The following is a 9,780-nucleotide window of genomic DNA, read 5'->3' as shown; positions in this document are numbered from 1 at the left end:
AGCAGTACAGTGACTATGGGGCTATAGCTGTATGAAACTGTCCGAAGTGTTGAGTATCTTGCTGTAAAGGAAAAGTACTTCGCGTTTTCAGTTCGCAGTACTACGATTATGGCTGGTTATAAAAAAATCTTTAGAAAATCGATCGGTATCTTCCAGATTTACTGATTTTTCCCGGATTTCGATCCTGTTAACCCTTACAATTTCAACTTAATCGTATCAGTTATTGAGTGATAAGGTTGGGTGAGGTTAAGGTGGTCGAGTGAAAATAATTGTCTAGGGTGAGGCATCGCCATACAATCAGGCAACCCAGTTCCTATTGACTACTTTGCCGCAATCCCACTTTCTGGATTGTGAGCTTAAAAAAATACCGGAGAGAGCATGGAAGCAAGTGTTGAGTTAATTCAGCCAGTAGTAGCGTTAGTGATTTGGTCTCTGGTGATGTGGGTGTGGATGTATGCTACGAGGCTCCCGGCTATCGCGTCTATGAAAATGAAGATGAACCCAGAGGCGCCAGCCGGCACTCAAATGTCGAACCTTCCGCCAAGAGTTCGATGGAAGGCTGATAATTATAATCACCTAATGGAGCAGCCGACCATCTTCTATGCCATTGTGTTTTCCTTGGCTTTTCTTGATGCAGCTACGGGAGTGAATATTTTCGTATCCTGGGTGTATGTCGGGTTACGGGTGGTTCATAGCCTCGTTCAGGCCTTGACGAACAAGATTGAAATTCGTTTTGTCATTTTCTTATTTTCTAGTATTTCATTGTTCATTTTGACGTTCAATGCAGTAAATATGGCTTTTAAGTAAGGTTGGGGTAAGTGGAAGTGGTGGGTTCGACGCTTGGTATGGCTAAGAATTTTTTGGAGTTCCTTTGGTATCCTAAGATATACCGAAATTTATTTGTGGTTAAATATTTAGTGAGTATTAAATATGTTAATTTCAGTGTGTAAATTTTGTCTGGCAAGATCATTAAAGTACATCTGAAGTGATTCACTAAGTTGCTATCTGTTTACAGGTTCATTATATGGTTAGTGAACAGTCACTCACATCTGGCGGCTGCTTATATGGGGTGGTGCGGTTTGAAGTGGAAGAATCACTTAGGGGGTAGTGAATTGTCATTGCGGTATGTGTCAAAATCTGTGCGGCAATTTTGGTTCTCACACAAAGGCGCGCAAGACGAATATTAATATAGTGAAAAATGATGGTTTTTCTTGGTGCAAAACATCAGAAATTGTTCAAAGAGGTTTTTGCCGAGAATGTGGATCAAGCCTTTTTTGGGGACTTTAACCTGGATGCGACTTGAATTATGGCTGGATCGTCCAGTTGGATTGAAAGCGATAGACTCCATATTTGTCAGTGAAAAACCTGATTTTTGCGAAATAGATGATGAGCATCCGCAGTTTCTAGCATCTTCAAATGGCAAGTTGGTTAATGACTATAGATAGATATCTATTATTTCTGTGGCGGGAGTGATTTAGTAGGCTTAATTCATATTGTTGCCAGGTTGGGAATCGGGGGGCTTGTGGTTTTGCATGCTTTGCAGGTTCGGTTGGGGATGTATTGGTCTCCAGCAATAGTTTAAATAAATAGGGGAGTTGCTACAATGACGGTAATCGATGTGTGGGCCCAGCACCCAACAGAGCGTTTTCTCGCTGAACCTTTCTTGGATACTTTGAAGCGATGGATGGGGCAAGACTTTAAAGAGGTGCCCCTGGAATGGACGATGATGGCGATGGAGTCGGCAAATGTTACTAAAGCGCTGATTGCTGCTTGGTATGGTCCTAAAGGAGCCCTTATTAGTAATGAGGAAGTTCTGGAAATTACATCGGCTCACCCGGATAGGTTTTCTGGACTTGTTTCCGTTGACTTGAGAAACCCTGTGGAAGCTGTTCAAGAGTTGCATAAGTATGTTTCTGAGCATGATTTTAAGGGCTTGCGTATCGTACAGTGGTTGTGGGAGCTTCCTTGTACGCATCCACTTTACTATCCGCTGTACGCAGCCTGTGTTGATCTGGATGTGCCGGTTTGTCTGCAGGTTGGATTAACTGGCCCTTTGCGCAGCTCAGAATCGGGTCGCCCTGTTCATATTGAAAGAGTTGCGCTGGATTTTCCCGATTTGAAAATTGTTTGTGGCCATATAGGTTATCCCTGGCACAATGAAATGATCGCTTTTGCTACCAAGTTTCAGAATGTTTATATAGATACTTCTGCTTATAAACCTAAACGATACCCTCAGGAGCTGGTTTCGTTTATGAAGACTCACGGTAAAAATAAGGTGATGTTTGGCACTAATTACCCCATGCTGACACCGGAAGCGTGCCTGAAGGAATTGGACTTGTTAGAAATGGATGATGAGGTATCAGAACTTTTTTTATATAAAAATGCTGAGAAAGTTTTTAAGCTTTAGTTGGGTTGATATATTCTTTTGGTTTTGAATAACTTTGCCTGGCAAGAATCGCTAGAGTTGTGTGGTCCTGCCAGGTAAAACTATGGTGGCGTTTCGGTTGTCATGGTGTTCGTTTCACCATAATACCTTTTCATTTATATATCGCTGTGAGGGCCAAAAGCTTCATAAAATATTCTGTTGGAGCTAACTTGTAATCCTATAAGCTGTCCTTTGATATATTTCATAAACCCGGTCGGCCCGCATAAATAAAAGCCCCCCTGGATGATGGGTAGTTGTTCCCGAATAAATTCTAGATCCATAAGTCCTGAAAAGCTAGTTTCTTTCGCTCCTGATGCGTACCAATAATGGTGCTTTATATTTGAGTTTCTCGAAGTAAGATGTGCGACCCTTCCCTTGAAGGAGTGCTGTTCTCGTTTCTCGCAGGCATGCAGGAAAGTAATCTGTCTGTCAGGTTCCTTTTCATGGATGGATTCAAGCATGGAAAGTAGGGGGGTTATGCCAACACCAGCAGAAATTAGGACGACAGGTCTCGCCGTTTCTTTTAAAAAGAATGCACCGCTTGGGGGGTAGGCTTCCAAGATGTCCCCCATTTGCAACGTGTCATGTAAAAAAGAAGAAACAATGCCATCTCTTGGTTGGCTCTCCCTTTTGACGCTGATTCGATAGGTGGAACTATTGGGCTTATCGGAAAGTGAATACTGGCGAATTTCAATATTCTTGTGTGCAGGCGGTTTTACTCTAACTCCCAGGTATTGCCCCGGTCGGTAGCCCAGCAAGGTGTTTCTATCTTCTGGTTTTAGTGTAAAGCTGGTGACCAACTCAGACTCAATCGTTTTATCAGCAACTATAAACCGCCTGGGGCCATACCAGCCTCCAGTGCCATTTCTTGAGATGGTGTAAATATCATGCTCTCGGTCTATTAGAAGTTTTGCAAGCAACTCGTAAGCCTTTTGCCAGGCATCAATAACTTCAGGAGTAAACGTATCGGGAATAAACTCCGCTAAAGTTGCAAGTAAGTGCTTTCCGATGGTTTCATATTGGTCGGGCTGAATAAAATAACTCGTGTGCTTTTGAGCTACCCGTTCTATGAGGGGCTGCAGGGTGGGGAGATTGTCGATATTTTTGGAGAAGGTTGATATAGCGCTGAAAAGGGCGAATGGTTGTTTACCGCTTTCCTGATTGCTCATGTTGAATATGTTTTTCAACTCGGGATTGCAGGAAAACATCCTATTGTAGAAATGCTTTGTAATATTTACCCCGGCACAATCGAGTGCGGGGGTTGTGGCTTTAACAATTTTGATTTCTCTAGATGTCAACATGATTTGCTCCTTTATACATCTAATGGAAGATTTATCGTGGACAATCCAAAACGGAGGGGTTGGAAATTTAACGCCCTCAATAAAATTGCTGAAAGTTGCGTTCAGCCAATAGGTGAGCAAGCCGCTGCTTATTTAACCTCTAGAGAGAGGCTATATTGTGCGACGCAGCGGCTTATGTATCCGATTTTTATAAGTGTTGCACTGAGGATCATAAATATATGCCCTGCGACTTGTGCTGGAAGCGAGAAGTGGTGGGACAGCGGGTAGCAGATAATGACAGTTGCCAGCAGGAAGGGTGCTGATAATAGAAGAGTAAGATTGCCAGCCTTGAGTAAAAGGTGGAAGCGTCTGCGCAGGAGTGGGTTTTTGGCGTCAAGCATTTTGACCTCTGTGGCAATTCTGATCTCATGCCATAAACAGCAATTACTATGCCAAAATAAAAGTACTTATAAATCAAGAAGATAGGTTTAGCTTTAGAGGTAAGTGTGTCATTTTGAGCTAGACTATACCTGTGTCATAATGACATTAATCGTTTGTTTGGACACGTAGGTAGATGACGGACATAAACGCCAACCTTTTGTTGGAGGTGGCGCTGGATCTGGCCAATAGCCTGAACAACAGCGATCGCTTCGAACGCTTACTTTCCACCATACGCAAGGCCATTAAGTGCGATGCGGTAGCATTGCTAGGGTTAAACCGGGATGTACTTACGCCCTTGGCGGTACAGGGACTTGCTAGGCGAACGCTTGGGCGCCGCTTTATTGTTGGCGAGCATCCTAGGCTCGCTCAGATTTGTGCCTCAGAAAACCCGGTTCGCTTCCCGTCGGACTGTGATCTTCCGGATCCTTTTGATGGCCTGTTGCTGGATAGGGAGGGGGATCTACCGGTGCACTCCTGCATGGGGTTACCTCTGTATTCCGACAGCCATCTGGTCGGTCTGCTGACTCTTGATAGCATGGCCGCAGATGCCTACGGCCGAATTAGCGATCGAACGCTCGAATTGATAGCGGCCTTGTCAGCCGCCACATTGAAAACAGCCTTGGAGTTAAAAGCGCTTTCCCTTTCCGCGGAACACGCTGAGCAATTGGTCAAAGAGCTCACCCAGGAAGCCTTTTTGCGTGATGGAGGTGAGTTGATTGGCGAGAGCCAGGTGATGAATGCCTTGAGGAGCGATATCGAGCTGGTCGCTGGTTCTGACTACAACGTCCTGATCCTTGGTGAGACCGGTGTGGGCAAGGAGTTGGTGGCTCGTACTGTGCATCGGCTGTCCACTCGCCGGGAAAAACCCCTTGTCTATCTTAACTGCGCTTCATTAACGGAGACCCTGGCAGAGGCTGAACTGTTTGGGCACGCCAAAGGTGCTTTTACTGGCGCTGATCGTGAAAGGCCGGGGAAGTTTCTCCTGGCCAATGGTGGGACAATCTTTCTTGATGAAGTGGGTGAACTCCCCCTGGCGGTGCAAAGTAAACTGCTGAGGGTACTGCAAAGTGGCGAAATCCAGCCAGTTGGGAAGGATACTGTCCAGCATGTGGATGTCCGTATCGTAGCGGCAACTAACCGGGAACTGCTGAAGGAGATAGAAAGCGGGGGTTTCAGGGCTGACTTATACCACCGCCTGTCTGTTTATCCACTGGAAGTGCCCCCCTTATCGCGGAGGGAGAATGATGTCCTGTTGTTGGCAGATTACTTTCTGGAGAAATCCCGTAGAAAGCTGGGATTTCGACAGCTTAAGTTATCGGCGGATGCTTCCGGTAAATTAAAGCGCTATGGCTGGCCGGGTAATGTCAGGGAGCTTGAGCATATTATCAGCCGAGCGGCACTTAAGGCGAGGAAGGGGTCGTCGCCCTCGGAGATTGTGTCTCTTACTGCTGTGCATATCGAAATTCCCGATGATATGGCGGCTCAACCAGAATTTGAGAGGCCGATGGCACCACTGCTTGAAGTGGTGAGCCTCAGGTCTGCAACTGAGGATTATCAGCGCGAACTTATAAAGCATATATTGATGCGGTGTGATGGTAATTGGAGTGGAGCTGCGAAATTACTTTCTACGGATCGAGGGAATCTGGTTCGTCTTTCAAAGCGGCTGGGTATCTATATAAAAAAGGAAGTAGTGGGATGATGGTATTTGCCAATAGTAATTATTTCCAATGATTACCAAAAAAATTTGTATGAGTAAGGATGTTAGTTTTTCGATTGCAGTTAGAACTCTTGCGTCATAGGTTGGCTTGATTGCTTTTGCGTATAACTGGGTGGTTAATGGCGGTGGGTAGCAGTACTTTGGTGTATGCCTGTTTCCGCGAAACTTTGTGTTTATCCTGTCTTCCGAAGCAATAGATTTTAGAATGAAGTTCGTCCTTATTGCGGGGAAAGGACTAAAAATATCATCTTGAGAAAATAGTGCCCCTCAGCATTTAAAGTTAAAGGTTCAGTCAGGGCTGTCTAGCAGGGGTAATTGTATTTTGCTCGATTCTGATTAAGCTTCCCCTTGGGCGGCAACCTACTGTCTATTTGAATGGCTAGATCCTATGGGCCGCAAGCCCGTAGCTTTTGGGTGAAGCTGCCCTGAATAATTACCTATTGGTATAAATAGGCTTCTAGTATTATACAAAATCAGTCAATTTCACAGATGACAAATGTCATGTGTTTCTTATGACAATCATTACTGGTTACCCCTTTTGGACTTGCTGATAATGTACTCATCGCTGAGTTCGAATTTTACTAAAGTTGATTTTTGTAAGGGGGATTTATGTTTAAAACCTTAACGGTTTGTATTGCCAGCCTGCTAGGGTTGGTTGTTGTAGCGGCTTCCCTGTGGTCCAGAACCACACAGCCACTCTCAGGGCAGGTAAAGCAGGTCATCAGAGATACCCTTGCTTCGCCCTTGCCCCAGATGGTAACGGGTGATGCGGGCTTTGCCCGCTCAGGTGATATTGATATCTGGTATGAGTCCAAGCTTCCCGAGGATCGACCGTACCAATCGCCAAAGGGCACAGTGTTGTTGATCAATGGCCTGGGTTCCTCCGCGCTTTTTTGGCCCCCCGAGGTTTATGATTTTCTACTAAAGGCCGGTTACCGCGTGGTTCTCTCTGATCACCGCGGATGTGGGGGGTCGGGCAGAGTCGAGGACTGGAGTGAAAAAACTGCATACAGCCTCAAAGATATGGCTGATGACAACCTGGCTGTGTTAGATGCTCTGGGTATCCAGCAAGCTCATATCCTGGGCCTGTCACTGGGTGGAATGATTGGCCAGGAAATAGCCATTCGATATCCAAACCGTGTAAAAAGCCTAAGCTCTGTTATGTCTACGGGGTTTTCTGAAGACCCGGACCTGCCCAGGTCTTCCGCTTTTAAGTATGGTGCACTCAAGCTTTTCTTGCGCTATGGTCTCGTTAATTCGGAAGAAAACATGGCCATGCTGGTAATAGGTACATATAATCTCCTCAAGGGTGATCGGGAGATTGATGTTGAACATTTGACGCGGGCAACATTATACGAATTAAGACATCGCAAAGGGTTTGATCATAGATTGCCTGGCCAGCAGGCGACGGCCATATCACTTTCAGGTTCTCGTTATGATGCCTTATCTTCCCTGACAGTCCCCACGCTGGTTGTTCACGGGGTATCGGATCCGCTATTAAATATCAGTCATGCGAAAAAGTATGCGGGTCTGATCCCCAGCGCGCAAACGTTGTGGGTTGACGGTATGGGGCATGCACTTGCGCCCGCTTATATTGAAGCCTGGATGGGCAAGGTTGTTCAATTTATCGATATGCAAAGATGAATACAGGAAAGCAAGATTTAAAATGTTTTTATTCTTTTCCCCCGGCTCTCAAGGGGGCGCTGAGAATAGTTCCTTATTTTCAGGTCTTTCTTTATTTGCCATTTCTGCTGCAATCCTTCGGCCGTGAGGCGCTAGGGGTTACGATGGCAGCTCATCTCCTATTGTACCCCTTGTTTTTTAATGTTTTTTGGTGTCGGGGTTACAGGGCAGCATTTATAGCTATCATCTTAACGGTTTTGGCGGTAATGGTCTCTTTTTACTCGATAAGTTGTATCGGATTTTTTGCCTTTGCAGCCGCCGCCTGTTCGGCCTGTCGACAAAAGATGGTGACTCTTATATTGTTGCTTGGCGTGACAATGGCTTACCTGCTCTCTGCTTATCTAAACTATCACTCTCTCTATATTATTTTGGTGGGCCTGTTTTTTACTGCGATTAATGGTCCAAATTTCTATATACAGTTTCGCAAATACTGCTCGGATCGTACAATCAAGCAGACCCAGGTAGAGGTCACAAACATTGCAAAGATTGCTGAACGAGAGCGTATCGCACGGGATTTGCACGATCTTTTAGGTCATAGCCTCACCAGTATCACTCTTAAAGCGGAATTGGTGGAGCGACTGTTCGATATTGACCCGGTGCTGGCAAAGCAACATATTGCCGATATTGAGAAAATTTCCCGAACCGCTCTCACGCAGGTACGGGATACGGTGACGGAGTATAAGAAAAATACACTTGAGAACGAATTAACAAGTGCTCGCGTCGCCCTGGAATCCAAGGATATTGAATTGATAGATAATATCCCGGCTAACATCGATATAGATCAACAGCTAAATGGTGTGCTGGCGATGATTGTGAGAGAGGCGACAACCAATATTTTGCGGCACAGCACGGCTACCCGATGCAAGATAACGCTGGAGCAACAGCAGGCCTTCTTACGGCTTAGAATCGGCGATAATGGAAAAGCTTTGGGGGAGGTTGTCTTAGGTAACGGTATTAAAGGGATGGCAGAGCGATTTGAAGCCTTGGGGGGGAATCTGTCTGTTCAATTTACATCGGGGTGTCATATCAATGCAACCCTGCCTTTATCTAAAGCGATATATAAAGCGGCAGGTCTATGATCAAAATTATTGTGGTGGAGGATCAGGCTATGGTGCTCGGGGCGCTGAGAGCTCTAGTGAATCTAGAGCCCGATATGCAGGTGGTTGCTACCGCGACTAATGGTCAGGATGCACTAGACTGGTGTCAGTCGGGGGATGTTGATGTCGTTATCAGTGACATTGAAATGCCAAAAATGAACGGCCTTGAGCTGGCTCAGAAATTAAAAGATAGTCAGCATCCCGCAAAAGTTATTGTGCTGACAACTTTCTCGCGGGGTGGCTATGTTCGCCAAGCACTGGAGGCCAACGTGGGTGCCTATTTACTCAAGGATGCGCCCTCTACTGAGTTGGCCAAGAGTATTCGGCTGGTGATTACCGGAGATACGGTGGTTGACCCCAAGCTGCTACAGGATGCCTGGAGATGCGGTGAAAATCCTCTCTCGGAGAAGGAGCAGAAAATATTAACCCTGGCGCTGGAAGGGAAAAGTACCAGTGAGATTGCAAGGTATATTTCCCTGTCGCCGGGTACAATTCGAAATTATATTCATAATAGCTGTCAGATACTCAATGCAAAAAACAGAATCGAAGCCGCTCGGCTGGCTCAAGATTTTGGATGGCTTTGAATTGTTTGTATAATAACCATACCCATACCCATACCCATACCCATACCCATACCCATACCCATACCCATACCCATAAAGTCGCAGATACGCCGTACAGCTTGAAATCGATAATATCCAACCGGATTAGGCGGTTATTTATAAGTACAGGTAGTTATGGGGGGTATACGGATTGTAATTTTAGGGTGATGTGGTATGCAGATAGTATTTGGCGTTAACAGCAGATGCTGCTTTATGCGAATTTGGTGATTTTGCTAAGATAGCAATCTTTCATTAATTTACCGGCTTATTTTTTATTGATTTGCAGCTGTTTGGTTTTCGTTTCTGGCTATCGTTAATGGCAAATCCAAAGATCTACTTGTAGGCAGCTGTCTTTTTGCGTCACCTACAAAGTCCCGTTTGAATAGTAATTAGTACTCTGTTTAAGGTTGGTCTGCGGCGGTTGTTTCTATCTTTTTGTTTGTTGACTTGGCTGTTAGAGCATATATTCGTGGCAGAAAAAGAAAAAGAAAAAGAAAAAGAAAAAGAAAAAGAAAAAGAAAAAGAAAAAGAAAAA

The 9,780-nt window shown here is 45.2% G+C and carries 8 protein-coding genes; 7 read left to right on the top strand and 1 reads right to left on the bottom strand.

Features of this window, described 5'->3' with window-relative positions; translation table 11 throughout:
* Positions 1 to 378 precede the first annotated feature (378 nt).
* From MO867_RS18790 to MO867_RS18785, 3 genes are all read left to right on the top strand, one after another.
* The gene (locus tag MO867_RS18790) at positions 379 to 807 is read left to right on the top strand and encodes an MAPEG family protein (RefSeq protein ID WP_252472005.1); all 429 of its coding nucleotides are present in this window, start codon (positions 379 to 381) and stop codon (positions 805 to 807) included.
* Between the two features lie 318 nt (positions 808 to 1,125).
* Positions 1,126 to 1,287 carry a hypothetical protein gene (locus tag MO867_RS24100; RefSeq protein WP_373565906.1) on the top strand — a complete coding sequence of 54 codons (162 nt, stop codon included), beginning with the start codon at positions 1,126 to 1,128 and terminating at the stop codon, positions 1,285 to 1,287.
* Between the two features lie 316 nt (positions 1,288 to 1,603).
* A complete protein-coding gene (locus MO867_RS18785) occupies positions 1,604 to 2,407 on the top strand; it encodes an amidohydrolase family protein (RefSeq protein ID WP_252472004.1) in 804 nt (267 codons plus the stop codon).
* A 134-nt stretch (positions 2,408 to 2,541) separates the two neighbouring features.
* On the opposite strand, the gene hmpA is transcribed toward MO867_RS18785, so the two are convergent.
* Positions 2,542 to 3,726: an NO-inducible flavohemoprotein gene (hmpA, locus tag MO867_RS18780; RefSeq protein WP_252472002.1), complete on the bottom strand. Its 1,185-nt coding sequence runs from the start codon at positions 3,724 to 3,726 to the stop codon at positions 2,542 to 2,544.
* A 553-nt stretch (positions 3,727 to 4,279) separates the two neighbouring features.
* Between hmpA and norR the strand changes: the two genes are divergently transcribed.
* The 4 genes from norR to MO867_RS18760 all read left to right on the top strand — a co-directional run bounded on the left by norR (position 4,280) and on the right by MO867_RS18760 (position 9,227).
* Positions 4,280 to 5,845 carry a nitric oxide reductase transcriptional regulator NorR gene (gene norR / locus MO867_RS18775; RefSeq protein WP_252472000.1) on the top strand — a complete coding sequence of 522 codons (1,566 nt, stop codon included), beginning with the start codon at positions 4,280 to 4,282 and terminating at the stop codon, positions 5,843 to 5,845.
* A gap of 627 nt (positions 5,846 to 6,472) precedes the next feature.
* Positions 6,473 to 7,507, top strand: coding sequence for an alpha/beta fold hydrolase (locus tag MO867_RS18770; RefSeq protein WP_252471998.1), 1,035 nt, complete (start codon positions 6,473 to 6,475; stop codon positions 7,505 to 7,507).
* Positions 7,504 to 8,625 (top strand): sensor histidine kinase, encoded by a 1,122-nt coding sequence (locus MO867_RS18765; RefSeq protein WP_252471996.1) that lies wholly within the window; start codon positions 7,504 to 7,506, stop codon positions 8,623 to 8,625. Before MO867_RS18770 ends, MO867_RS18765 begins: the two co-directional genes overlap by 4 nt.
* Positions 8,622 to 9,227: a response regulator transcription factor gene (locus MO867_RS18760; protein ID WP_252471994.1), complete on the top strand. Its 606-nt coding sequence runs from the start codon at positions 8,622 to 8,624 to the stop codon at positions 9,225 to 9,227. Before MO867_RS18765 ends, MO867_RS18760 begins: the two co-directional genes overlap by 4 nt.
* The last annotated feature ends 553 nt before the right edge of the window (positions 9,228 to 9,780 follow it).

This window comes from Microbulbifer okhotskensis, assembly GCF_023895975.1.
Lineage (GTDB): Bacteria > Pseudomonadota > Gammaproteobacteria > Pseudomonadales > Cellvibrionaceae > Microbulbifer > Microbulbifer okhotskensis.
The sequence above is the reverse complement of the archived record's forward strand: the minus strand, read 5'-3'. Positions and strand labels throughout refer to the sequence as shown.

Bases quoted from the DNA above. Each gene is read 5' to 3' on its own strand.
- MO867_RS18790 (WP_252472005.1), top strand. From the start codon at position 379: ATGGAAGCAAGTGTTGAGTTAATTCAGCCAGTAGTAGCGTTAGTGATT.
- MO867_RS24100 (WP_373565906.1), top strand. From the start codon at position 1,126: ATGTGTCAAAATCTGTGCGGCAATTTTGGTTCTCACACAAAGGCGCGC.
- MO867_RS18785 (WP_252472004.1), top strand. From the start codon at position 1,604: ATGACGGTAATCGATGTGTGGGCCCAGCACCCAACAGAGCGTTTTCTC.
- hmpA (WP_252472002.1), bottom strand. From the start codon at position 3,726: ATGTTGACATCTAGAGAAATCAAAATTGTTAAAGCCACAACCCCCGCA.
- norR (WP_252472000.1), top strand. From the start codon at position 4,280: ATGACGGACATAAACGCCAACCTTTTGTTGGAGGTGGCGCTGGATCTG.
- MO867_RS18770 (WP_252471998.1), top strand. From the start codon at position 6,473: ATGTTTAAAACCTTAACGGTTTGTATTGCCAGCCTGCTAGGGTTGGTT.
- MO867_RS18765 (WP_252471996.1), top strand. From the start codon at position 7,504: ATGAATACAGGAAAGCAAGATTTAAAATGTTTTTATTCTTTTCCCCCG.
- MO867_RS18760 (WP_252471994.1), top strand. From the start codon at position 8,622: ATGATCAAAATTATTGTGGTGGAGGATCAGGCTATGGTGCTCGGGGCG.